The organism is Desulfomonile tiedjei DSM 6799 (assembly GCF_000266945.1).
Classification (GTDB): Bacteria; Desulfobacterota; Desulfomonilia; order Desulfomonilales; family Desulfomonilaceae; genus Desulfomonile; species Desulfomonile tiedjei.
Map to the genome: position 1 here is coordinate 1,806,378 of NC_018025.1, position 25,577 is coordinate 1,831,954.

20 protein-coding genes are annotated in these 25,577 nt (G+C 50.0%); 10 read left to right on the forward strand and 10 right to left on the reverse strand.

Features of this window, described 5'->3' with window-relative positions; translation table 11 throughout:
* The first annotated feature begins 256 nt into the window (after positions 1–256).
* Entirely contained in the window at positions 257–1,033 is a 777-nt protein-coding gene (locus DESTI_RS07580) for an enoyl-CoA hydratase (protein ID WP_014809377.1), read from the forward strand.
* 220 nt (positions 1,034–1,253) lie between these two features.
* Here the strand turns inward: DESTI_RS07580 and DESTI_RS07585 are convergent, their stop codons facing one another.
* From DESTI_RS07585 to DESTI_RS07600, 4 genes are all read right to left on the reverse strand, one after another.
* Positions 1,254–1,931, reverse strand: a complete 678-nt coding sequence (locus DESTI_RS07585) for a potassium channel family protein (protein ID WP_014809378.1) — start codon at positions 1,929–1,931, stop codon at positions 1,254–1,256.
* Entirely contained in the window at positions 1,928–3,310 is a 1,383-nt protein-coding gene (locus tag DESTI_RS07590) for a TrkH family potassium uptake protein (protein ID WP_014809379.1), read from the reverse strand. The genes DESTI_RS07585 and DESTI_RS07590 overlap by 4 nt, the downstream gene beginning before the upstream one ends.
* 34 nt (positions 3,311–3,344) lie before the next feature.
* Positions 3,345–4,535, reverse strand: a complete 1,191-nt coding sequence (locus DESTI_RS07595) for an MFS transporter (RefSeq protein ID WP_014809380.1) — start codon at positions 4,533–4,535, stop codon at positions 3,345–3,347.
* Positions 4,536–4,708: 173 nt separating this feature from the next.
* Positions 4,709–5,368, reverse strand: coding sequence for a PilZ domain-containing protein (locus DESTI_RS07600; protein ID WP_014809381.1), 660 nt, complete (start codon positions 5,366–5,368; stop codon positions 4,709–4,711).
* A 488-nt stretch (positions 5,369–5,856) separates the two neighbouring features.
* Here DESTI_RS07600 and DESTI_RS07605 point away from each other — a divergent pair, with 488 nt between their 5' ends.
* The gene (locus DESTI_RS07605; RefSeq protein WP_014809382.1) at positions 5,857–6,417 is read left to right on the forward strand and encodes a PilZ domain-containing protein; all 561 of its coding nucleotides are present in this window, start codon (positions 5,857–5,859) and stop codon (positions 6,415–6,417) included.
* A 723-nt stretch (positions 6,418–7,140) separates the two neighbouring features.
* Here DESTI_RS07605 and DESTI_RS07610 read toward each other — a convergent pair.
* The 3 genes from DESTI_RS07610 to DESTI_RS07625 all read right to left on the reverse strand — a co-directional run bounded on the left by DESTI_RS07610 (position 7,141) and on the right by DESTI_RS07625 (position 12,394).
* The gene (locus DESTI_RS07610) at positions 7,141–9,039 is read right to left on the reverse strand and encodes a GNAT family N-acetyltransferase (protein WP_014809383.1); all 1,899 of its coding nucleotides are present in this window, start codon (positions 9,037–9,039) and stop codon (positions 7,141–7,143) included.
* Between the two features lie 988 nt (positions 9,040–10,027).
* Complete coding sequence (locus DESTI_RS07620; RefSeq protein ID WP_014809384.1) at positions 10,028–11,239, reverse strand: 2-hydroxyacyl-CoA dehydratase subunit D; 1,212 nt, start codon at positions 11,237–11,239, stop codon at positions 10,028–10,030.
* A gap of 18 nt (positions 11,240–11,257) precedes the next feature.
* Complete coding sequence (locus DESTI_RS07625) at positions 11,258–12,394, reverse strand: 2-hydroxyacyl-CoA dehydratase subunit D (protein WP_014809385.1); 1,137 nt, start codon at positions 12,392–12,394, stop codon at positions 11,258–11,260.
* A gap of 243 nt (positions 12,395–12,637) precedes the next feature.
* On the opposite strand from DESTI_RS07625, the gene DESTI_RS07630 reads away from it, so the two are divergent.
* The 7 genes from DESTI_RS07630 (at position 12,638) to DESTI_RS07665 (ending at position 20,864) form a co-directional block, all read left to right on the forward strand.
* Complete coding sequence (locus DESTI_RS07630) at positions 12,638–13,906, forward strand: coproporphyrinogen III oxidase family protein (protein WP_014809386.1); 1,269 nt, start codon at positions 12,638–12,640, stop codon at positions 13,904–13,906.
* A 20-nt stretch (positions 13,907–13,926) separates the two neighbouring features.
* The gene (locus tag DESTI_RS07635) at positions 13,927–16,050 is read left to right on the forward strand and encodes a GAF domain-containing sensor histidine kinase (RefSeq protein WP_014809387.1); all 2,124 of its coding nucleotides are present in this window, start codon (positions 13,927–13,929) and stop codon (positions 16,048–16,050) included.
* A 55-nt stretch (positions 16,051–16,105) separates the two neighbouring features.
* Positions 16,106–16,417: a carboxymuconolactone decarboxylase family protein gene (locus tag DESTI_RS07640; protein WP_014809388.1), complete on the forward strand. Its 312-nt coding sequence runs from the start codon at positions 16,106–16,108 to the stop codon at positions 16,415–16,417.
* Positions 16,418–17,222: 805 nt separating this feature from the next.
* The gene (locus tag DESTI_RS07650; protein WP_014809389.1) at positions 17,223–18,164 is read left to right on the forward strand and encodes an IS110 family RNA-guided transposase; all 942 of its coding nucleotides are present in this window, start codon (positions 17,223–17,225) and stop codon (positions 18,162–18,164) included.
* 641 nt (positions 18,165–18,805) lie between these two features.
* Positions 18,806–19,027, forward strand: a complete 222-nt coding sequence (locus tag DESTI_RS07655) for a hypothetical protein (protein WP_014809390.1) — start codon at positions 18,806–18,808, stop codon at positions 19,025–19,027.
* Positions 19,028–19,270: 243 nt separating this feature from the next.
* Positions 19,271–19,888 (forward strand): RNA polymerase sigma factor, encoded by a 618-nt coding sequence (locus DESTI_RS07660; protein ID WP_014809391.1) that lies wholly within the window; start codon positions 19,271–19,273, stop codon positions 19,886–19,888.
* On the forward strand, positions 19,875–20,864 hold the full coding sequence (locus tag DESTI_RS07665; RefSeq protein WP_014809392.1) for an anti-sigma factor family protein: 990 nt from the start codon (positions 19,875–19,877) through the stop codon (positions 20,862–20,864). Before DESTI_RS07660 ends, DESTI_RS07665 begins: the two co-directional genes overlap by 14 nt.
* 8 nt (positions 20,865–20,872) lie before the next feature.
* Here the strand turns inward: DESTI_RS07665 and DESTI_RS07670 are convergent, their stop codons facing one another.
* The 3 genes from DESTI_RS07670 to DESTI_RS07680 form a co-directional block, all read right to left on the reverse strand.
* Positions 20,873–22,132 carry a peptide MFS transporter gene (locus DESTI_RS07670; protein ID WP_014809393.1) on the reverse strand — a complete coding sequence of 420 codons (1,260 nt, stop codon included), beginning with the start codon at positions 22,130–22,132 and terminating at the stop codon, positions 20,873–20,875.
* Positions 22,133–22,359: 227 nt separating this feature from the next.
* Positions 22,360–22,824: a hypothetical protein gene (locus DESTI_RS07675; protein WP_014809394.1), complete on the reverse strand. Its 465-nt coding sequence runs from the start codon at positions 22,822–22,824 to the stop codon at positions 22,360–22,362.
* Positions 22,825–22,918: 94 nt separating this feature from the next.
* On the reverse strand, positions 22,919–23,302 hold the full coding sequence (locus DESTI_RS07680) for a hypothetical protein (RefSeq protein ID WP_014809395.1): 384 nt from the start codon (positions 23,300–23,302) through the stop codon (positions 22,919–22,921).
* A 249-nt stretch (positions 23,303–23,551) separates the two neighbouring features.
* Here DESTI_RS07680 and DESTI_RS28575 point away from each other — a divergent pair, with 249 nt between their 5' ends.
* Positions 23,552–25,567: an SUMF1/EgtB/PvdO family nonheme iron enzyme gene (locus DESTI_RS28575; protein ID WP_014809396.1), complete on the forward strand. Its 2,016-nt coding sequence runs from the start codon at positions 23,552–23,554 to the stop codon at positions 25,565–25,567.
* Positions 25,568–25,577: the final 10 nt, after the last annotated feature.

The following is a 25,577-nucleotide window of genomic DNA, read 5'->3' on the forward strand; positions in this document are numbered from 1 at the left end:
TAATTTCCTGGTAGTCTCCTGATGCGCTTTCAAAGCGTAATATCCGGGAACCTTTTTTGTAAAAAAGGTTCCCGGACCCTCCAAAAAACTTTTAGCACTCGCCCAAGCCCATAGTTTTTCGATAGAAAAACCATGGGCTTGGGCGCATATTAAAAGTTCTTGGGAAGGGTCTGGGAAACACTTCTTACAAGAAGGGTTTCCCAGATTTTATCTCTTTGAATGCGCATCGGTATCAAATACGCTGCGGAGGTTCTCTATGAACTATCAGAACATTCTGGTTGAAACTCAGGACGCGATCGGAACGCTTACGCTCAATTCACCCAAGACCTTCAATGCGCTTTCCAGGAACATGATCGGAGAAATCATCGCAGCTCTCGAGGATTTTGCATCCACTGATTCGGTGAAAGTGCTCATTGTCAAATCGAGCGCCAAGCACTTCTGTTCGGGTCACAATCTTTCGGAAATGATTGACGGCTCCCTTTCAGAGTACAAATTCATATTCGAGCAGTGCACCCGGATGATGACGCTTGTTCACGAAATTCCTCAAACCGTGATAGCTCAGGTGCATGGTGTAGCAACAGCAGCCGGTTGTCAGCTCGTCGCAACCTGCGATCTTGCCATAGCCGACACAACTGCCAAGTTCGGGACTCCTGGTGTAAGAATCGGGCTCTTCTGCACTACTCCCATGGTTGCATTGTCCAGGGCAGTGGGCAGGAAGCGTGCTCTGGAAATGCTTCTCACCGGACGCCTCATTTCAGCGGAAGAAGCCGAAAATTACGGGCTCGTAAACAGGGTCGTTTCTGAAGAGGCGCTGGAGAGCACGTGCATGGATATGGCCAAAGCTATTGCTGAAGCGAGTCCTCTCGTGCTTCGCCTCGGGAAACGTGCGTTTTACGATCAGATCGAATTGGATGAACCAAGGGCGTACGATTATGCGACCAATCTTATTACTCTCAATCTCATGGCCGAAGATGCGCAGAACGGGATAAAGGCGTTTCTCGAGAAACGAAAGCCGGTCTGGACAGGACGTTAACACCATGAAGAATCAACAATTTTATAACAATTGCCAAAATTAATATCTGATTAAGGATGGGGGTATTGGTGGGTGCCGGCCTCCGTGCCGGCACATCTTCAATATAATAAATGATATCAATATAATAGATCGACAGAGACGCCGGTCCCCACTGATATCTTGAATTGGAGCGTAAGATAAAACGTCAGAATTTTTGACAATCAGTATAAATGGGAAAAATCTAGAGACTGCTTTCGGCTTCCTTCAAAAGATTTTGAAGATCCGATTCCCGACCGATCACTACGAGCACATCACTGGGTTTTATCCTGAAACCCGGGCCCGGCAAGAAAATGAAACTTGGCGGAACCAATTCCTTCACCGCGATGACAAACACGCCGTATTTATCTCGAACGTTCAGCTCTTGCAACGTATGCCCGTGGAAAGAGTCGGGCGGTGCAATATCCATGACGCGGAAATCCTCTGCAAGAGGAATAAAGTCGAGCAGATTCGGATTGGCAATTTGTGCAGCAAGCCTTTGAGCAGTCTCACGTTCCGGGAAAATGGTCTCCGTAGCGCCAACCGCTCGAAGAATAGCTGCATGATCCTCTGTCACAGCTTTTGCTCGGATGGTCTTTATTCCGATCCTTTTCAGATGGAGAGTGCAGAGAATACTTGCTTCCATACTTTCTCCCAGACTTACGATTGCCTCATCGAAATCCGGGGTGACGAGCGAACTGAGGGTTTGGAAGTCTTTGGCATCAATAATGAGAGCGCGCTGCACTTCATCAACGATCAGGTTTACTCTCGCCTCACTGCTATCAAGGGCCAAGACTTCGCAGTGCTGGGCCAATTCTCTGGCGATATGGCTTCCGAACTGACCCAATCCCACAACACAAATCAGTTTTTGTCCGGATTTCATCCGATCATTACTCTCCCTTTAGGGTAACTCACCTGAACAGGGGATCTGGGAAACATCCACAGAGTTATCGTAAGAGGTCCCAGTCTGCCCATGAACATGGTTGCGCTGATCCACAACTTTCCCGCAATGGAAAGATTCGGCGTAACTCCAGTTGAAAGTCCCACAGTTCCAAATGCCGATATTTGTTCAAAAAACAGGTGCAACGAATCCACTCTTAAGTGGGTTTCAGTCTGATACAAGAGCAGAATACCGATAACATTCCAGACTGTCGCCACAGCAATCAACAGATCGGTACGTCCTACCAGTTCTTGAGACAAGCGCCGGTCCATCAAATGGACATCGGTGTCCCCGTACACTCCTGAACGCAGCCGTGCAAGCCAGATGGCCACGGAGGTGGTTTTGATCCCGCCCGCGCATGAACCAGGCGATCCTCCAACAAACATAAGCACAATGAGGATAAAGAGCGATCCGGAAGGCAGCAGACCAATATCGACAGTGTTGAACCCGGCTGTCCGGGAAGTGACGGATTGGAAAACCGCATTCATTCCTTTGTCGTACCATGTAGTCTCCTCAGGGGTGAGACCCGAGGCCATCAACATGAAAGTGCCACCCACAAGCAGAATTGAAGTGACGTACATGACCACTCTACTATGAAATGAAAACCGTCTCTCTCTATAGCGCATTACCGGAAAAAAACCGAAACGTCGGCCCCCGGCAATCCACAATTCATGAAGAACCATGTATCCGAGTCCGCCCAGCACAATGAGAGCCATAATTACGAACAGCACCACAAAATCGTGTCTCAGACCGATAAGGCTATCGCTACGAATGGAAAAACCGGCGTTACAGAAGGCCGATATGGAGTGAAATACAGAACTCCACAGAGCTTCGCCGAAATCCATGTTCGGAATGAAACGGATAAACAAGAAAAAAGCACCCAGAGCCTCAATGCCGAACGTGAGTAATAAAATTGTTGCGAATGTTCGTTTGAACTCAGCACCCACATCTTGCTGAAAAAAAGAATCATGCACCACCGCCTGGGTTTGCAGGGAAAGCCTTCTGCCAAGAATCTGGAATGCGAGCGATGCGAACGTCATGACCCCCAGACCGCCGATCTGAATAAGAAAGAGAATGACCGCCTGACCGAAGAATGTGTAGTCAGTGGCAGTATCGACTACTATCAACCCGGTGACACAAACTGCAGATGTTGCAGTAAAGAGAGCATCCACGAATCCGATTTTATTCTGGGTTTGGGCCCAGGGAAGCATGAGGAACAGGGCTCCGATGAGGATTACTCCCGCGAAGCTTCCCACCAGGATTGTCTGGGGCGATCCGAGAAATCTCAAGAACGGATTATTCATCTTGGAAAAGAAAGCCATGCTCAGCGACCATCCCTCATGGTTGCAGGTTGTTTCATTTCGGCAGGGAAGCCCTGGCAGAATCTTTTATAGGAAAACTCAATATTAGTCCAATGACAGGGAGTACCATAATGGACTGCAAAGCAGTCGGAACTCCGTATATATCGGCGATAGTACCGAGAATGGTAACTCCTATTCCGCCCGTTCCTATAGCGAATCCAACCATGAGGCCGGAAGCTACCCCAAGATTTTTGGGGAGAAGTTGCTGTGCCATGACAATCGTTACCGTGAAGCTTGAAATCAAGAGAGTCCCGAAAACTCCGAGAGCAATGAACAGCATAATGCCGTCAGCCATAAAGACAACCGGAAAAAAGAGCGACGTCGCAGTCAAGGAAAGAATCAGGAATTTTCTGTGACCCCATCGATCGGCGAGCAAAGATCCGATTATCGTACCTACCACACCTCCAAGGAGGAACACCGAAACAAGCTTACCTGCATACATGGGATCGCCCTTGAGATAATCGATATAATAAAACGGGATGTAGGTCATCAATCCTATCTGAGTCCAGGATCTCATGACCACGGTCATAATGAGGAGAAAGAGCGAAAAATGGGCCCCTGAAGGAGTGGGAATCTCCAGAGCTTTTTCTTTCCCGGCACTGGACGAGGAATTCTCGGTCACTGTTCCCCATGTGTAACCGATCATCCCGAGAAAGACTAAAGAAAAGACAAACATTCCAGGAAGAAAACTGAATCCGTACGTTCCGATAACAAACAATGAGAGTAGCGGTCCCAGGGCAAATCCGAGATTTCCACCCACGGAAAACACGGACATACCTGCTGCCATTTTGTCGCCGGTAAAGAAATGGGCAGTCTTGTATCCTTCGGGATGGAAAGAGGCAACTCCGAGACCGCTGACGATTACCAATGCAATTACTGCCCAGTAGCTTGTGGGAATGGATAGCAATGACAATCCCAGTCCTGCACAAACGCAGCCTGCCGGCAGCAGGAAAGATTTTTCTTTTTTGTCCGACAAGTACCCGAACAATGGCTGTATGACAGATGAAGTCAAATTGGATGCCAACATGATTGCGCCGGTCATCGTGTACGTGAGCGCCAATTTCTCCTTCAAAAAAGGAAGAATAGCGGGAAGGGCGCCCTGGTATATATCCGTGATTAGGTGCCCTGCAGACAAGATAAGAAGAATTTTCAGGTTGAAAACGCGGTGTTCGGTATTCGATGTCATATTTCGCTCCAACGGGCAGTTATACACTATCCGCAGGAACCCCGAAAGGATCGCCTCTCTCTACTCGTGATCATGGGACATATCGTGAAAAGGGTAGGGATTTCAGTGTGGAAACTATGTTCGTTCTTGATAAGAGATAACTGACGGATAATTGGATTTCTTAAATTCGGCTGTTACATTTTTCTGGATTCTGAATCCAATGTCTTGAGGAATGCGTGGAGAGAATACATGTCGTACTCTGAAATTTCGCTTATCTTGAAACCGGCTACCGGTCGTCCGAGATAGGTTGCCACCCACCTGCATTCCGCTTTCAACTCGAATGGGTCCAGAAGACCGAGGTCATCTCCCAGAACCGCGAGCTGCGTCATTTGCCCCACGACTGCATCCATCCCTACCACTGCGAGACCGTTTTCGGCCACATCTTTGATTGTGCCCTTGTTGCGAGAATTCACTGAATCCTGCACAGGTACTGCAATTCCTATAGGACGTCGCTGTGCTTCTCTTCTATCCGCCGGGATCGAATCCTCCGTCCGACTGCGCCACCGGTCGATTTCATCTGCAGTGAGCAAGTTCTCCTGCAGGAGAACCTTAAGCGAAGCGCGCACTCCTTCTGAAGAGAGCTGATATTTTTCCATCAACTGTGAATCTTTTATTCCTGCCTGGATGTCCTGAGCAAGCGTACGAGCAACATGAGACCGCTCGTCGAGAATTTGCTTAATCGTCTTGGCTATGCCTTTCTTGGAAATATTATACTTTTCCATGAGCTGATCCGGGGTCATGCCCGATTTAATATCGTCCATTATTTCTCGAGCCTTGATTTTGCGAATCGACATGACTTCCCCCTTCACTTCATCGCCACGTGGTTGAGAGCATCAACCGCTGAATGTAGTAATTAAAAAAACAATCTATAATTAGATCACGGTACCATTAACCAAAAACTTAAGTGAAACCAATCTGTACAGTACACCATAGGCTACGACGGCTCTCCCGTCAAGATTTCATTGTACAGATTTATTCGGAACGAGTCCGAGAATTCCATTGGCATCAGCAAAATCAGGACTAATTCCAATGCGTTTTCATGCGAGTAATGTCGGGAAGCGGATCGGTTGCCGGCTCCGGTGGATCTCCTCCGCTACGGACGGCGCAGTCTTACTTCGCTTCAGAGACCCACCGCAGCCGGTTTGAGCATTGTCTTCTTTGATAGCGCATTGGAATAACATGCCCGACCACGCGCTGCTCGAAAGATACTTTACAAGCTGCTTCAAATAGAAGAAACTAGGTTCCGAGCCGGTTTTTCAGCAGTTCCATAAGCGGGGGCCAAATGCGTACCTTGAAAGCTAAGCACGTTGTTGCTGATTTCCGAGCAAGATTGACTGATTTCGAATTGATGGCGAAATATGACCTGTCTTTAGAAGAGCTCGAAAAAGTACTCGCGCAACTCGTCAAAGCAGGACTATTGAGACCGGCGGAACTGTACGAACGAGGACTTTTCTATGACGAGCCTCAAAATAGAGTGCTGACCAGGAGTAGCGGACGAGTCTATCTGAGGGTTCCCATTCCCATTTGTCTTCTGGACGATCCTACTCGCGCGGGGTTTCTTACGGATTTGTCATACAAAGGCTTTCGTACTCGCATGTTAAATATTCAAGAAGGGGAGGAGGCCACGTTTCTCGTGCGCGCAGATGAGGTAACTCAGCTCAAAGCATTCGAACTTACCGCAATATGCATATGGGTGAATCCGGGCGAAAGAAGACCCCAGGACTTTCAGGCCGGTTTTTCCATCACCCGGATCGAACCGGAAGAAGTGCAAAAAATTGACTCACTGATGACACTCTTGTCATTTGGCGATCGTAATCTCATGCGAAAGAAAACCAGCACTTGATACCGCGAAGAATTCCGGAATCTTGTTCAAAGCTGACCTGAAAATAACGAACTTAGACTGAATGCCAAAGATTCTGACGTTTATACCGATTCTCGAAAGTAATCACGGATTGTGAAGAGCAGTTCCCAGCAATTGGTAGCGCCGGCCTCTGTGCCGGCGAACAATTCACCAAACAAATCAATAAGTTCTTGCCGGCAGGGACGCCGGCGCTACTGATTCTTCTCATTGCAGGCATTGGATTCCGTCAAGATTTTCGATAACCGCTATATCTCACGCTCAGATTCAAGATATCAGTGGGGACCGGCATCCCAGCGTCCCGGAGGTGTCTCAAATCGAATACGCAACAAATCGTGCCACGATTCGCCATCGTTGTAGGGGTAGGTCTCGAAGGCTGCCTCAAAACTTTCTAATCGTTTAGGATGTGGGTAAGCAGAAAAGTCAACACCAGAACGACTCGACAGTGAATAACAAGAATCCTTGGGGTCCTCATGGTTAGTGCGACTTTAGTGCTTGTCATTGCGAGCAAAGCGAAGCAATCGCCTGAAATTAAGCGCTTGAGGACTAGGCGATTGCCACGTCGCTGCGCTCCTCGCAATGACAACATTTGAGTACGATTTCGATGCTATTTCGTGGCAGAGGCATCCCGCGAAACGCCGAACGCGTGCCTACCCAAATTCGGGTAATCCCGACGCCAACCGAATGCAAATGGCCCTTCTTTTCGGATCACACGTCCATTGGTTTCGCCTGCATCGGAACTTGCTCTTCTTTCAACTCGTCGAATGCGAAGCGCACTGTCACAACGCCTTCAGAGTACGTCTTATGGAGTACGTACGGGAGCCGCTCAAATACTTTGAGCATCGGCTTATTTGAGAAGAGCACATCTGCGCAAAATCCCTTTACTCCTCGTGCTTTTGCTATCTCGATCATATATTGAACCAGAAACGTTGCTATGCCGCGTCCCTGATAGTTCTCATCGACCATGAAAGCAATATCCGGGTATCCTCCGTTGGGTTCGAACACGTACCTGGATTCCGCAATTATCCTGCGATTCTCACGCGGACCGATGGTTACGACCAGTGAAAGCCCCTGATCTTCCGTTATAGAGACGTATTGTTGCACATTCGCATGGGGCATGCTTCTTCTCGGACTAAAATACCTGAAATAAACAGAACCTTGCGAAAGGGTATAGAAGAGATCTCGGATCATAGATTCGTCGGTCGGTTTTATCACCCGTATATGCGCGAGAAGATCACCCTTGAACATGTGATCCATGCGCACACTCTTGCGCAGTTGGGGAGAAGCGGACATGAAATAGAATTGATCCGGATAAACATATCCCATTTCCCGGGCGTCTCTCATAAGGTCTTCCCGATGATTCGGGTGAGCAATCTCAATGAGTGCCATGGCCCGTTCCCTGATGGACTTGCCGCCGAGGTACGCAATCCCGTATTCCGTGACAATGTAGTTGACTTCTCCACGATTCATAATTACAGCGGATTTGGGACCAAATGACGGAACAATGGTAGATCTGCCGCTCTTGAGTGAAGTGGAGCGCAGGCACACGACCGACCTCCCATTCTTGGCCATGCCTGTGCCTATCATAAAATCGTTGTCCCCTCCCGATCCCTCGAAGGCGGTCCATGTTGCTATTCCCTGGCGAATTTGACCTCTGAGATCGACCTGTAGCGCCAGATTTACCGCTACCATATTGTCATTGGTCGCTATGGACATCGGGTTGAGCAGGACATCGGAGGGGTAGAATTCCACGAGTGCATTCTCATGCACGTAATCGTACAGCCGGCGTGTTCCCATGCAGGAAGTAGTGAGGCATTTTCCGCGGTATGTGCGTTTGGTGCTGTTAGTGATAACACCTCTTTCTATAAGATCTGCCAACGGATCGGTGAAGATTTCCGTATGGATACCGAGATTCTTGTGATTCGTGAGAAAATCCAGGAGTCCATGAGAAATTCCGGCAAATCCGAGCTGCAGAATAGATCCGTCGTCAATGAGTTCTGCAACAAACTTGCTTATGATTGCCTCGCGTTCGCCGAGAACCTCCGCTGGAGGCTCGCACAAGGGTTCCGGTCCATCCACGAGATAATGAATCTTGTCGACGGGAACGAACGTGTCACCGTTTGTACGAGGCATGTAAGGATTAACCTGGGCAATGACGGTACGCGCGGATTCCACTGCGGCCATTGTAATGTCAACGGAAATGCCGAGACTGAATCTGCCGAATCTGTCTGGCGGCGCGACTTGAACGATTGCCACGTCGATGGGAATTCTACGGTTTCTCAGGAAAAATGGAATTTGGGAATGGAACAGGGGAACGTAATCGGCCTCTGATACTTGTTGTTCGTCGCCTTTCTTGCCACTCACAAAGAAAGTCTTCATACGAAATCGTCGAAGCCCTTTGGACGTGAGCTCAGAAGCTGCAGATCCGTTGATAAACTGCACAATCTCAACATCTTCCAGGTACGAGTCACCCAGCGCTTTGATGATGGAAACGGGCTCGGAGCACATGCTCCCAAGGTAAATTCTGTCGCCGTTCTGTACTTTCGAAGCTGCTTCTTCCGTTGAGATTATTTTCGACCGATATGATGATTTCCAATCGCTCACCATGAACGGGTACTCCCTCCGAATGCTTTAGATCACAACAACTGTTTGGATCGCAATAGCGTGTTCGACCATGTAACCGTTCAGTTACGCGGGGTAGAGAAGATCTTCTCCTGTGATCATGGTACCACTAACTTTCAAAATCCCTCCTAATCCCCCTTTATTAAGAGGGGATTGGCACGTGCCTTCTTTACCCCCCCCTTTTTTTTTATAAAGGGGGGAAGGGGGGATTTTTTCCACACATAACTGAATGACTACTCGACTATGATATATGTTCGAGACAATTGCCCAGATCTCTTAACACTGAAAGAATTCTCCCGAATACCGGTGCGTTCTTCAGATGCCCCGAGCGGTACTTTTTCGATTCTATTGCATCCGATCTGCCAATCCCCGGGCAGCACGTTACCGTGAGATCGCCGAAGTGGCAATACCCCCGAGAATCTGCGTTGCTCATCAGCAAAATGAAACCAGTAGTAACCATTGGGTTACATGGGTAGAGAGAATCTTTTCCCGCATCACGTTCCCTCCGACTTTATAAATTCCCCCCACCCCCATAGGCGCTAACTTTTCTGCCATTCTTTGTCCCGCAGGGACTAAAGAAAATAGCCCGGTAATTCAGAGACTGTCTCAAAAGTCGAAATTCATCCCATATCGTGGCACGATCTTCTCGCCGGCTTTCCGGCCTGATTGTAGGGGCGCCCCTCGTAGGTGCCCGGTAGTGACCGGCCTCCGTGCCGGTCATTGCGAGAGGGCAGGCACGAGACCTGTCCCTACAAGGATGATGAATCGCCGGCCTGTTATCAGTTGTTCCTCCGGAACAAACGACCAAAGATGCCATAAGTTAGCGCCTATGCCCCCCACCCCCCTTTTACTAAGGGGGAATTGCACGCTGCTACTTTACCCCCCTTTTATAAAGGGGGGCGGGGGGCATTTTACCCACGAATAACTGAATGGATACAACGAAAAGCTTTTCGTGCGAAACGAGACAATGCTCTTACCTTGCTGATTGTTTCCTGGACGCCAAGAGTTCCAAGAAATTATCGATCTGCGACTCCAGAGATTCTATCGTGTACAAGCGCGGGTCATTGTGATCCGCTTCCAGAATCAGACCTGGAATACCGGAACGCTCCGTTATGGCTCGCCGCACTTCCGGAATATCTTGTGAAACGAATTTACAGCTTCTATTTGAATGATACAGAAATCCATCTAACTGATATTTAGCGGCAATCTCCAGGTAATCGTCTATTCTTTTCCCAAGGTGGAGATTCGCCAAATACAAGTACTGATTTGTCCAATCCGTGAGTGGATCTTCCTCACCAACTGCAAGCCGAGCCCAGGCCCATGTGTACAATGAAGTAACAAGGCTGCCCCCGCGCTCTTCCAGAAAGAGTGATAGACGTCTGAGCTCCGGCCAAATGGGCAAATTGTCCCAAAAGAGGCGGAAACGTTCGTTTTCGCATGCGCCGATTCCCTGATCGACCCGCGCCTGCAGTTCCGCGGCGAGATCGCGGTAAAAATCCACAGCAACCTGAGTGCCTCGTTGAGCCACAATGGGAGCCATTGATATGAACTGATCGAATACCGTTATAGGAGCCGGCCTGTGCATTCCGGATTCAAGTACACGAGTCCACAGGTCTGAAGCTTCTTTGGAAAGGCGAATAGCTTCTGTCAGACGATTCCGATCGAGCGATTTGCCGGTGATTCTCTCGAGGAGAAGAATCAGGTCCTCCAGTTGCGTTCGGACGTATCTTTCTCCTGCAGGGTCCGGCTCGCCGTGACCGGAATGGGGCACGTCGATGAGAAACATGGGGACATTGTAGAGTCTGCTCAGTACCTCGAACCATTTGGTGAGCGTACCGCATTGGCTGTTTGATATGAGAAGCAGATCGGGTTTCGGAAGTCCCCAGGTCGGACTCAGCCCCGTCTTTATGGACCCCAGATCGCACCGGGCGTACGAGCACAGGTCCATCGAGTAACCCATTCCCTCGGCCGCTGCTGCGACTTCCGTGGACATTTTGCGAGCGCCGATGATCACTGCATGATTCTCGGGATAGATCGGGATCACGTCCATTGCGTACAGAAGCTCAACCGGAGTAAATGCGTTTACATATGCAATGAACTTGTTGTTCTGTCGGGCTGCGTGTGCGCCGCCGTAATAATCGATGTTGATTTGCTTGAGCTGCTTGAGCGCTTCAATAGGCTGCATCGTATTATCTCCTACATATCACGGCAGGTCTTCTGCCAGCATTTCCCGAAACGCCTCGAGTCTCAGGCGAACCTGATCGATTGAAACGCCCCGTGCAGAGGTTTCCAGTATGAGTGACGGAATATTTTTCGCTGTAAGCGCCTTCTGAAAGTCGGGAGTATCGAATCCTGCCGCCTCGCAGAATTTCGGATTCAGAAAGATCGCTCCTTGAGCACCGCTGTCCTTTACCCTGCGCACAAAGTTGTTTGCAGCCTTCGCTGGGTCGGTATGATATCCGGCGTATGGGGGCATGGCAAAATGACGATTTACAAGAGCCTTGAGTGGATCTCCCTCTTCATGGGCATCGATTTGTATTCCTCTGAATCCGGTTACTATCTCGTCGCTCGTCACAATCAACCCGAGATTATCCATGAGGTTCAATATTCCTGGGGGATCCCACACTTTCCCACGGACGTATACACGAGTTATTTCCTTTGCTGCGGATTGGCCGTCGTTTTCCCAGGGGAGAGCTTCCATCCACTTCAGGTGCTCTTCCCGGGGAGTCCTCATGGCAGAGGCCACCAGGAGATTAATGCGTTCCGCAGTCCATTCCGGGGATTGTGCATGATACTTCTTGTAGGCTGCTCTCAGCTTCGATCTGCTCTGATTGTACAATCTTATGGATGCTTCCAGTGCGGAAAGATCCGCTGTTCGACCTGTTAAGCTGCAGGCCCATGCAAACAACCGCGAGAATTCGGCATGCAAATAGTCGCGTGCCGCTGCAAGATCGATCCGTTTCGGGAGCCGCAAGAATTCATTGTTCATCTGAGGAAAACAGGTATCCCAAATGTGAAAGAGGTTTCTCGTCGTATCGCACACGTACGGAATCACCATGCCGTCCAGCACGTCGAGTTCCTCAGCCAATCCCATCTCCAGAGCGCCCATGGCATGGCTGCACGTATAACCGGGAATATGTGCCTGAGCCTGGGAGATGTGAATTCCCGCCCCTTCGATAGCTACAGGGAGCGCTCCGGACGCGTGGAGTATTTCTTCCGGAACGTCAGGCAGCAGGTGCCCAATGACGCGGCCGTGCACTGCAGATTTCCACTCTCCCGCTTTGGCCGCGGGAGACTGCATCATCTCCCTGAAAATGGTCCAGGGATCTTGAACACTCATAAGTTACCTCCGCTCGGCTCGATTCCCACGCGTCTCCTTCGGCGCGCATTCGACCCCGAGGATTCATTCCCAAACAGTCGATCGCAAATCACCTCTCTTAAATCGCATTATTCACGTCATTTGGGAAGAAGTTAAATGGAGAGCACTTGAATTCAGACCGGATTGTGCGATTTGTGGTAATATGTTTCGCGAAAACTAACCCGAGTCGCCCCGCGAGAGGGAGAATAATGGGAGCCCGGGCTGATGATTACAGAAGCACTGCTTACGGCATATCTCAAACGAAAATACAATCAGACCCTTCAATTCGATCAAGTGGGACGCATTGAACCACCGCGACCGCGTCAAGGAGCGGAATACCTCCTGTACGTTCATATTCCCTACTGTGAAGAACTGTGTCCGTATTGTTCCTTTAATCGATATCCTCTGGACAGGAGCGTGGCACGGGAGTACTTTCGTAGCCTCACGGAAGAGATCCTCATCTACAGGAAACTCGGCTTCGAATTCACCTCGGTATACGTAGGGGGCGGAACTCCAACGGTTCTCCCGGAGGAATTGGGCGCACTGTTAGATGATCTCAGAACGTGGTTTCAGATCAGGGAAATCTCAGTAGAAACCAATCCCAATCATCTCACGGATGAAATTCTGGAAATCCTTCAGAAGGGAGGGGTGAATCGACTATCAGTAGGTGTTCAGAGCTTTGATGACAATCTCCTGAAGCAAATGGAGCGGTATCACAAATACGGGAGTGGTGACGACATCAGGGCACGTCTTGCATCGATCATGGGGAGGTTTGACACTCTCAATGTGGATATGATCTTCAATTTTCCCACACAAACCATGTCGATGCTGGAGCGTGATCTGGAAATAATCAGAGAAATGCAAGCGGATCAGGTTACGTTTTATCCACTCATGGTGTCCGAGATAACAAAGAAAGAATTGGCGAAAAGATTCGGTCCAATAAGCTATGAACAGGAACGAGCTTTTTATGAGAAAATTGCAGAAACGCTCGATAATGAATATGTATGTGGTACAGCCTGGTGCTTTTCACGAAAAAAAAGCATGATAGACGAATACATTGTCGATTACGATGAATACGTCGGAGCGGGAAGCGGGTCCTTTGGATACGTTAACGGCGCCTGCATAGCAAATACTTTTTCCATCCCTGAATATATGCATCAAGTAAGTACGGGAAATCTTCCCATATTGGCAAAGAAGAGCTTTTCCGCTAAAGAACAGATACACTATGATTTCATGATGAAGCTTTTCGGGACCTCGTTGAACATCAAAGACATTGAAGAGAAGTTCGACGGCAAATTTCGGAAAGTTCTGTGGAAAGAGATTCCATTGTTCAAGCTTCTCGGCGCTTTGATCAATGAGAACGGCTCATTACGATTGACCCGCAAAGGCAGATACTTTTGGGTTATCATGATGCGAGAGTTCTTCACAGGAGTGAACAACTTCAGAGACATGTGCCGAGCCAAAATCAAAGTACCCAACGAATGTGGGCAGTGAACTCACGGAGATCTAGTCTGATGCCCAAACCAACATATGAACAACTGGAACGGCGGGTAAAAGAACTCGAACGAATAGCGGGCGATTTCATCGATAAGGAAATCGGATTCGAACAGGACGAGGGATTTGAGCTCTCGATTTTGTTCAATATTTCTCAAGCCGTTGCCTCCACTATGGAAATGGACGAGCTTTTGGCCATCGTTTGCGATGAAGTCCGAAAGGCTCTATTGGCTGAAGGTGCCGGCGTGCTTCTGTATGACGAAAACCGCGGAGATCTTTACTGGAGGCAGGTACGCGATTCCAAGCACATACTCGCTCCCCAATCGGACGATTTGAGGTTGCCCATAGACGGAAGTATTGCAGGATGGGCATTCAAGCACAACAAACCTGCTCGCGTAAACGACGTATCCATAGATCCTCGTTACTATCCCGAGATGACAAAGAAAAGCGGGTTCCAGATCCGCAAAGTCTTACAAGTACCACTGAACACGAGAGATAAAACCATCGGCGTGCTCATGGTTATGAACAAAATCGGAGGCGATTTCACCGAACAGGATGAAGCCCTGGCAATGTCCATGGGAGGGACTATTGCCCTCGCTATTGACAATGCGACAGTCTACAAAAAGCTCAAGAAATCCAAAGACGACCTTGAGATGATTTACAGAGCCAGTATGGCTCTTGCGACCACTCTTGATCTGGATCATTTGCTGTCCGTTGTCATCACCGAGCTTCGGGAAGCTCTGACGACTGAAGCAGCAGGATTGCTTCTGTATGACGAACGACGCGGAGATCTCTATTGGCGAGAAGTTCAGGATGAAAAGGGGGTAATCTCATCGAAAACCGCGGAACTGAGGCTTCCTTTGGATAAGAGTATCAGCGGCCAGGTCTTTCAGACCGGAGAGCCTGCTCTGCTGAACGATCCGTCGAGCAATCCCCAATTCTTCAAGCCTTTTCAGGAGCGAAGCGGCTTCGCCATTCGCAATGAAATCATCGTTCCTCTGCATACGAGAGAGAAAACCATCGGTGTCCTGGTTGTAATCAACAAGAAAGAAGGGAATTTTTCGGAAGAAGACGTCCATATCCTTACTTCCCTCGCGGGAGTTGTAGCCCTGGCTGTGGAAAACGCGCAATTCTTCGAGGAACTCCTCAGTTCCTACCGCGAATTGGAAAACCTGAACCGTGTCAAGTCCAAGATCCTCAATCATCTAAGCCATGAATTGCGTACTCCCCTGGCAATAATCCGGGGCACGTTGGCAACTATGTGGAAACGTCTCAGGGATATGGGAATTAACGACTTCGATCGATCCATAGACCGCATGAATCGACACGTTCAGAGCCTCAACCGACTGGAAGCCCAGGTCGAGAGCATCATGATGACCGGGTACACCTTTGAAAAACGATGGATAACGGATTTCCTGCAAAAAGCTCTCGATTTGATGGTGGTTCAGACCGAGTGGACACCAAAAATAAAAGAAGCAGCCGAAATCATCCACCATTGGCTCGAAAAAACATTTCCGACGCGGCGCGATGAGCTTCAGCGGATAAATATTCGGGAATTCGGTACAAATGTATATCACCTCGTGTCATTCAAGGCTAAAGAGCAAAATCGCAAAGTGAATATCCAGTTCAACCTGGAAGACGGCGTACTACTCATTCCCGGTCATGTCCTGACTGCGATTATGGAGGGACTGATCAGGAATGCTATTGAAGCAACCCCCGACAATGGCTCCGTGTTCGTAAACGGGGTCGTCAAAGGAGACTGGTATATTTTCACGGTCAAAGACACGGGAGTCGGAATTCCGGAATCTGACAAGAAATTGATTTTTGAGGGTTTCTATCCTGTGCAGGAGACGGAGAATTACTCCAGCAGAAGACCGTATTCCTTTAACGCGGGAGGCAAAGGAATCGATCTCTTGCGCATCAGAATGTTTTCCGAATTGTACGGCTTCAAACTGTCGTTTACGACGAAACGTTGCCAGCACCTCGGTGAGGACGCCGAAATGCCGGGTGATACCGAGCGATGCGCTCATTGCTCGTCTCCGGAAGAATGTGCGAACCTGGGAGGCTCCGAATTTACGGTGGATTTCCCACTCGCAGACTCAAAAGCGAGTGTTCGGGGGCTGCAGGAAGAGGCAGCAGCATAAGAAATGCAAAGGCGAATGCCGAAGGTCCGACTTCAATACGGTAAAGGAGTTGATCATGTATTTACCTGGAATATTTAAACAGTTTCTCGAAGAGTACAAGGATATAGCTGACGCGTATCGAAAAGTGGGCGACCTCTGCGACCAGGCTGGTCCTTTGGATCCGAAAACACAGCATCTCATTCAACTGGGAATCTCAATAGGTACGGAATCCAAGGGCGGAGTGCGTTCCCATGCGAGACGTGCGCTGAGCGCGGGTGCTACCGAACAGGAAGTGCTCCAGACAGTGCTCCTGTCCATGAGTATCGTTGGATTCCCGGCCATGATTGCCGCTTACGGATGGGTCAAAGAGGTTCTGGCCTCACGCTGATCCTGTCCGTTTTTCCACAAATATTCCAAATTCGCGCTTAGAACGATTGCCGAAAATTCTGCCGCTTATCCTGCGCTTGAATACAAGATATTGGTGGGGACCGGCGTCCCTGCCGGCCATTCTATTGATATCATTGATTATATTGAAGATGTGCCGGCACGGAGGCACGGCACCCACCAATATTCCTATCCTCAATCGAGGTTAATTTTGGCAATTCCTACAACACCGACCCCTCTGTACGCAAGAAACTGGAGGCGATGCAATCGATCCGCCTCCAGCCTCATTCCGAGCTTCTTACCAACCAGAAATGGAAACGGCTGGCAAATCGAACCGCTCCGCTCATGAAGAGCTTTTGGAGGATGCGGTCTGCTGTTCCGAAAGCACCTTCGAACCAGGTGGCATATTATAGTCAGTGCCAAGAATTCTGTCGTTTATCCCTCGTGTTCTCGTGTGAATTACAGGATATTGGGTAGGGACCGGCGTCCCTTGTATGTTTCTGTCCATGAAGTACTGAATCTCTGGAACCGGTACCGAGCTGAGGGGAGGGGCTGATACTGGATCAATGATACGAGGTACTTCAAAAAATAGGACTCTTGGTTGCCAAGATATAAGAGTCCTGATAGAGGGGGGATGCACGTCTGTCAGACTCTCTGCAGGAGTCGGGCAGAGGCACCGGTAGATCGTTCGTCCCTTGGTCCTCTGAGACTGCCCGGCAGCTGGATCACCGGAGGCCTTCGTGTAAAAAGCCCGAACAGTCGCCTGGACTCGTTGAGAAGTCCGTATCCACAAGGGTGGGATGTTACACATGCATGAAGAAGTTTTTGTTGGCATAGATATCTCTAAAGATCAGTTGGATGCGCATGTGCTGCCAAAAGGCATGCACACCACCGTCAAGAATGACACTCAAGGCATCGACTCGCTGATTGAGATCCTCCACGCAGAGCCCCCCATGGTAATCGTGATGGAAGCCACCGGAGGCTACGAGATAACCGTTGCGGCCCAGTTAGGTCTCGCCGGCCTGCCGATCGCTGTCGTCAACCCTGGTCAGGTGCGGGACTTTGCCAAAGGCATCGGAAAACTCGCCAAGACAGACGCCATCGATGCTTATGTGCTGGCACGCTTTGCCCAAACGGTTAGGCCCATACCGAAGCCGCTGCCAACGGAGGACGAAAAGCAAATCAAGGAACTCGTAACACGTCGAAAGCAGCTTGTTGATTTGCGTGCATCAGAAAAGAATCGCCTCCATCGAGCCCGTTCCAATCGCGTGCAGCGCAGCATTCAAACGGTCATAGCAGCCCTAGATAAGGAAATCGAAGACATCGATAAAGATGTCGATGACCTTATCAGGAAATCGCCTCTGTGGCGTGAAACAGAGGAACTCCTCCGAACCTTCAAAGGCGTGGGCCCCATAACTGCCAGAGTGCTCATGGCAAAACTGCCCGAACTGGGACATGTCAGCCGTCATGAAATCAGTCGCCTCGTCGGCCTGGCGCCTCTCAACAAAGACAGCGGAAAGAAGAAAGGCAAGCGCGAGATTTCGGGTGGACGGGCGGATGTACGCTCAACCCTGTATATGGCTGCAGTCGCGGCCATAACGTCCAATGTAGTCATCAAGCCTTTCTATCAACGCCTCATTGAGGCTGGAAAACCTTTCAAGGTTGCCATCACGGCTTGTATGCGTAAGATGATCGTCATCCTAAACGCAATGCTCAAGAAAAAACAGCCTTTCCAGGTAGTTTTTTCTTGACAAGAAACACAGTCGCTGCCGGTCCATTCTATCGATATCATTGATCATATTTATAGCTGTTATCGAAAGTCTTGACGGAATCCAATGCCTGCAATGGGAAGAATCAGTAGCGCCGGCGTCCCTGCCGGCGATAACTTATTGCTTTGTTTGGTGAATTGTTCGCCGGCACGGAGGCCGGCGCTACCAATTGCTGGGAACTGCTCTTCACAATCCGTGATTACTTCGAGAATCGGTATAAGATGTGCCGGCACGGAGGCACGGCACCTACCAATCTTCAATCGGTCACTAATTTTGGCAACTGATATAGCAGTTCTCGAAAGCAATCACGGATTGACTTCACGTGCGGCTATTTTTTCTCGGTTGCTCGTTTCGCAATTCTGACAGTCGGGTGCCACTGACCTGAGCGTGCTCAGGTCAGTGGCACCCGAGACACGACCTTGCCTCTTGCTGAATGTTAGGCGCAAAACGCAAAAACTTTTCAGAACCGTCATAGTACATACTGAAATTACAGCATAAAAATCTTCCCTGCCGTATTTCGGTCATTTCTTGTCAGATTTGCTTCCAGGTTACGAATCATTATTCAAGCCGGTCGAAACAGACCGGAAACACAAACCTGACAAGAAATGTCAAGGAGGATTTAGATGAAAAGGTTCTTGTATCTTCTGACGTTGGCAGCCTTCCTGTTGTCTGCACCCCTGGCTATGGCAGGCGAGGGAACTCTCCCAGTAGGAAAGGCAGCCAATGTCGGCGACAAACCCGCCGTAAACTGTTGCGTGAAGGGCAAATGCAAGCAGGCCGGTACGGAAGCGGATTGCGCCAAAGAAGGCGGGAAAATCGTCAAAGATTGCAAGGAATGCAAGTAATCTCTATCTCTTGAATCTTGGAACGTCGGGGCGGGGGCCCGCCTCGATGTTTTCTTTACAGGGGTCAGATCAAACTTACCGTGGACAAGACTTGAAGGCATGCTATCATAAGCGAGGCTCTTGATCCATTCCTTCAGTCCATGCAGGGCGACAGGAGTTGCCGTCAGGAGCCGGATTAAGATCTTGGTGCTCTCGGTGACATCATTGTGAGCAGACACCTAAGCTGGCTGGAGCTGTCTGGGCATGTCGCTTTACGGTAAGACTCCTGACATAGACTTGGTACAGGAATGTCTCAAAGGATCTCAAACCGCATGGAACGAGTTCTATACTCGCTTCCTGGGATTGGTCAAAAACATCGTGAGGAGAAATACGGGATCTTCTCCACAAGATATAGAGGACTTGACGCAATCGGCTTTTCTGGAGCTCGCATCCGCGTTGAAGAGTTTCGTTCCGGGGAATTCTTTGACGGGATTCATTTGCACAGTCGCTCAGAGAGTGGCCGTTGACGAGTTCAGGAAAACTAAAGCCTCCAAGAGGGATGCTCGCACTGAACCTGTCGATCATCATGATGGGGAAGATGAAAATTCTACTATCGTGATTTCGAATTCGGTGTCTCAGGACAGGCAATTAGAAAGAGCGCAGCTTGCCGCACAGCTCAGAAGAGCATTGACCGGGCTGGATCCCAGGTGTCGCGAGCTGATCGAACTGAGATATATGCAAGAGCTGCCCTTTAGCGAGGTCTCCCAGCTCATGGGAGCAACTGAAAACACCGTCACCGTTCAGACGAAAAGATGTCTGGACAAGCTCAAGACGGCGTACAAGGACATGGAACTGAGAGGGACTTCTCGTGAAAACACCTGAACCACCCCACAATATGGAACACCCGAAAGACTTGCTTCTGCAGTATCTGGACGATACTCTGAGCCCGGAGCAGAAACTGGAGCTTGAAAGGCATATAGACGCGTGCTCGACGTGCGCATTGGAACTGAAGGACCTGGCAAAGATCACGGGTGCACTCAGGGAAAACAAGGAGATCTATTGTCCCGATTCCCTCGAAATAGAAGAATTCGTACGTGAAAACCGAGACCCTGCAGGCCGTATTGCCGCACACCTGGAAGTGTGCCCGGCCTGTTCCGCATTCGCGGAGTCACTACGACAGGAAGACTATGCGCGAGAAATGCCGGTGGAACTCTGGCACGGCATTCAAGAGCGACTCGAAATCCCCTCTGAGAAACGCTCTGCACCGGTTCAACCCCAACCGGAAGCCGGGCTGTTTGAGCGATTCTTCAACCGGTTCAGAATTCCGTCCTTTGCTGCGGCTGCCGTTGTTGCTGCGGTTCTGCTGCTGATCGTGGTTCTTCCCAGGGATACAACCTCGCCCCTTGTCGGACTGAGCTCCGTTGCATGGGAGAATGTACCAAAACCAAAAGTTATGCGTCCGCGAGCCGCATTTCTGGTCACTTTCCCCAGTACGACACAACACCTGTCCCAGAAACAGGTGGACTCTATATATGCAGCTTTACAGCCTGATCTGGACCTACTTGAAAAATATGAAATAGTTCCTCCATCGGAACTGAAGAGTGCAGCGAAATCCGGTGAGGTAACCATCAACCCCGAACAACCAAAAGAAATGTTCGAGAGCCTCAATAGCAAACTTGGCGTATCAATAATCTCACTGGTTGAAGTAAGCCGCACTGACGGCCTATTCCGCATTAAAGTGGACGTTGTGGATACGCAAAAAGGCAGCAGCATGCGAGAGAATACTCGCTCCGGAATATCCGAAGAAGCGCTGCCGAAGGCTATCCGAGAAATGGTCTTTGCAGCTCTGCAGCCCTGAGCAAACCATCAATTTGTGATAATTGGGCGGAATCTGCGAATGACGAGGAGAAGAGCCACTCCCGCCGCGAATGCCACGCAAGCAATCACGAAGAAGAAGACGTCCCGGGGCAGCTTTTCCCAGTATCGGCCAAGATAGCCGGCTCCGTAGTTCCCTGCGAAAGATGCAAGGAACCAGACTCCCATCATTGTTGAGACAATCCGTGCCGGCGACACTTTGGTAACGAAAGACAATCCGATTGGCGATAGATACAGTTCGCCTAATGTGATCAGGAACGTAAACGCTCCCAGCCACAGAAAACTTACGGGCGCACCGCTTGTCGCATGCAACCTTGCAGGAACGATCATAACCAGAAACCCTGCAGAAAGCAGAAAGCATCCGATAGCCATCTTTGTCGGTGCCGAGGGCTCGTTCCCTCTACGGGACTGTCTCGACCAGAAGGAAGTCAGGAACGGTGTGAGCAGAAATATCAGCGCCGGATTGAGTGCCTGAAACCAGGATGCAGGAAATTCCCAGCCGAGAATCCTTCGATCTGTATTCACGTCAGCCCACAAGGCCATGGTATTTCCCTGCTGTTCGTAAGCAGCCCAAAAAGCGATGCTCACGAGGCATACCGCAATGAGTCCCCACAGTCGATCCTTCTCTTCCGGAGTAAAAGCCCGCTCGGGTTGCACGGTCTGATTTTTGATATTCTCCAAGGCGTCGGGCGGCAGCAAATGGTTACCGAGAAGATAGATAACCAGCCCTGTCACCATGCCTACTCCCGCTGCAGCAAAGCCATAATGCCATCCGTACAGTTCTCCCAGGGTTCCGCATATGAGAGGAGAGAAGAAAGCTCCGATGTTGATTCCAACATAAAAGATGCTGAACGCTCTGTCGCGGCGGGGATCTCCCGGAGAATACAGATTGCCTACCTGGGTGGAGATATTCGGCTTGAACGCACCATTGCCCAGGATCAGAAGCGCGAGGGCAGGCAAGAACAACGATTCCCAGGCCATGGTGAAATGGCCGATAGACATAAGGACACAACCGATTATGACTGCCTTGTGCTGTCCTATCACTCTGTCTGCGAGCATTCCGCCGAAGAACGGGGTCAGGTACACAAGCCCGGTATAAAGACCGTAGATGTGGGAAGCCTGATCCTGGGGAATTCTGAGATGTCTGACCATGTAATAGACGAGCAAAGCTCGCATACCATAATAGGAAAAACGTTCCCACATTTCCGTGAAAAACAGTACGAACAAACCCTTTGGATGACCTGAAAACATTCGGGTAAGCACCCCGCAAGACAATTTCGTAATCAATAATATAATGGGCGATGAGGAAGATGTGGATATTTGATTACATCGCTCTGCAGCGCGGATACGTCATCCACTCGACTGTACTGTTCAAGGATACAAAATAAGGTATGGGGCGTAGCGGGTGACAAACAGGACCTGCCTGTCCTCGCAGCAGTAAGATCCAAAGTAATCAAAAGCGTATTACAGAATAGCAGCTATCGTGTAGGCCCCTTATCCGATTTGAGCTTTACAAATACTTCATCAGGATCTTGTTCCGCAAGTGGGACCATATTTCGACCATGATGCAGCACCATGCGATCGGGATCGCTGTTTTGGACCAGCAGCGTCGAAATCGCGCCGGAATCCCAATGCATATTCAGGACCGGCGGCCGGAAAGAAAAGCCTCCCTGGCCTGCTCGAACCCATTTTTGCGATTCGTCCCCGCGATACTCGGCGCGGAATGTCCCGTCGGGATTAAAGGCTAACCTCATGAATCTCTGAGTTACCGGGTTTTCCGCCTCGTTTTCGACACGAGCTTTCAGATCCCAAATCCCTGCCAAAGCGATTCCTTGATCGCTTCGCTGAGGTGCATTGGACTGTCCCAAACAAGCGGTTAGAAAGAGGGCCATCGTTACGAGAATGGCAAATCTGGCTGCAAAACGGAAGAGAATTACGTGCATTTTTCCTGGCTGTAAAATGCGCGAGGCGATTACCCCTGAGGGATTAATCGCCTCGTTCAGTTGCGACCACCAATGGTGTTCGGTTTAAATCTTTTTAGAACCAGCCGCTGGATGAGCTGCTTGCAGGATAGTATCCGCTGCTGGAAGAAGAAGCCGGCCAATAACCGCTGCTGCTGCTGGATGCAGGCACGCAGCAATAATTGTAGCCGCTGCTGCTGCTGGATGCGGGCATACAATTGTAGTTGTAGCCGCTGCTGCTGCTGGATGCGGGCATACAATTGTAGTTGTAGCCGCTGCTGCTGCTGGATGCCGCAGGCCAGTAACCGCTGCTTGAGGAACTTGCCGGTTGATAGCCGCTGGATGAGCTGCTAGCGCCACCCCAAGAAGAATAGGGGGCCCATGCGTAGAAGCCCACAGCAAATGATGCGAACAGCGTAACCATACCGACAACCGCAAGCGCCACTGCAAATCTTTTCATTTAAATGAAACCTCCTCATGGAATAAACGTCACATTCTCTGTTCTCTAAATCGAAAACAGTTACTCCCTCGTATTAATGCAAAAGATTTACCTATTCGCTACCACGAAAAAATGCTTTTGTCAAATCATTTTTCCGTTATAAAGCCCTTGGTGCGAGTGCCTGTAACGTGTACATCCAAAAGACTTGACTCACCCAAGTTGTCTGCTAGGATTCTCCTAATTTCATTTGTTGTCAAGGAAATTTTCGCAATGATCCAAAAACATAGTCTGACACAAGCTTTATCGCTACTTCAGGTACGTAAACAATTCGTAAGAAACTGTCTTACACGAAGGATAGTCTCTTGGGGGTGCATAATTCTATTCTGCGTCCCGGCAAGCGCTTACCCACAGGGCTCAGCTTCTCTCGATTACCTGAATGTTCAGACTTCTCTATTGAGTGATACCAAGGATTCCTGGTCGCCGACACATCCTGCCAAGGCCGGTGAAGAAATCTCGGCTGGATTCCGGCCCGATTCCGTTGCAGAGCAAATCCGCAGCGCAGGAGAACTCCTGGGGAAAGGGGAGACTGCTCGCGCCAGAGAAGCTGTGAATAACGCGCTAAAACAGTGCGAGTCCGTGAATGCACCTCAGGACTGTGCAGAGTGGGCTGAAGCAATTCGCGGGCTCAAGAACGCCCTGCCGAAATCGTCGGAACGGATTACTCTAACCAATTCAATAGGAATGAAACTCGTCCGTATTCCCGCTTCCGAGTACATGATGGGGAGTCCCAAGCAAGAAATGGACTGGATACGACTTACCTTCAAGAAAATATGGAGAGAAGGACATAAACAGTGGTTTCAGGACGAATTGCCCCTCCATCCCGTACGCATAACCAAACCCTTCTACATGAATTCCACCGAGATCACGGTAGGTCAGTTCCGCCAATTTGTTAAAGAGACAAACCATAAGACGGATGCCGAAAAAGGCGACGGAGGCATGATCTATAGCAAGAAGGAGGAGCGCTGGGTACCTCAGAAAGGTATGAAGTGGGACAATGTCCCCTGGCAGATCGCAGACGATCAGCCGGCGGTCTTTATATCCTGGAATGACGCGCAAGCGTTCTGCCGCTGGCTGAGCCGAAAAGAAAAGCGGACGTACAGACTTCCCACAGAAGCTGAATGGGAAATGGGGTGCAGAGGTGGCTCCGCGTGGGTCCGGTTTCCCTGGGGAGACAGGCTTCCGGGAGATAGGGATCTGAATTTCGGAGACGGTAACCCGAAACTCCCCGAGAGCATGACAACCGTGAATGACGGGTACGAATACGTATCTCCTGTCGGAAGTTTCCCCCCGAATGGGCTGGGCCTCTACGACATGGAAGGCAATGTCATGGAATGGGTGGAAGACCGGTACGAGCGTAATTATTACGAAACGTCTCCTATAGAGGATCCGAAGGGCCCCGCTTCGGGAACATCGAGAATCAACAAAGGCGGAAACTGGTATGCAAGTCCCGCTGACTGCAGATGCGCTTTCAGAGGATTCTCGGGCCCGGAGATGAGTTTTTTCAATCTTGGTTTCAGGGTAGTCCTGGAGGACGAGAATCAGCTTAAGACCGATCTCGCTGCGCGGTCCGACGACCGCGGAACCCGGTCTTCTCAAGCAACTTTGCCACCCAGCGAAGAAGATGGGCTTCGCCTGTTCCGGGAAGCCATGTTTGCTGCACAACAGCAGCAATGGGATCAGGCAATCAGAGACCTGGAGGAGGCCCTCAAACTGTATGAACGACGTGAGGATCAGAAGTGGATCCCAAGGGTCAAGGCCACACTTGCCGGATTGTATGCAGAAAGGAACCGCACGTACAAGAGCAAGGAATTATATACCCAATCTCTCGCGGAATTCAGAAAGATAGGGGATTTCAACAGCGCTCGCGTCATCTTGGGTCGCCTGCAGGAACTTGAAACGTCTCCGGGCGTGAAAGTGGATGAAGTGAAAAAGGGCGGGATTGCAGATCGGGCCGGAATAGTCAAAGGCGATCTTATAGTAGAATATGCCGGAGAGACCGGTTTCCGGGTAATAGGTTTCAAGAAGCTCGTCGAGGATTTCGCCCGGGCGGATCAGGTTACCATCAGCGTGATGAACAACAACGAGATCACCACTACGGTGGTTCGGGGCGGACTGTTGGGTGTGGCGGTGGAGGATATTAAAAGGCCGCCGCGACCGGCACGGCCTCAAGAAGAGGACCGCCGACGGGATCGTCCGCGACAAAGGCAGCGTCCCAACAGACGTTAAAGAAGCAAAG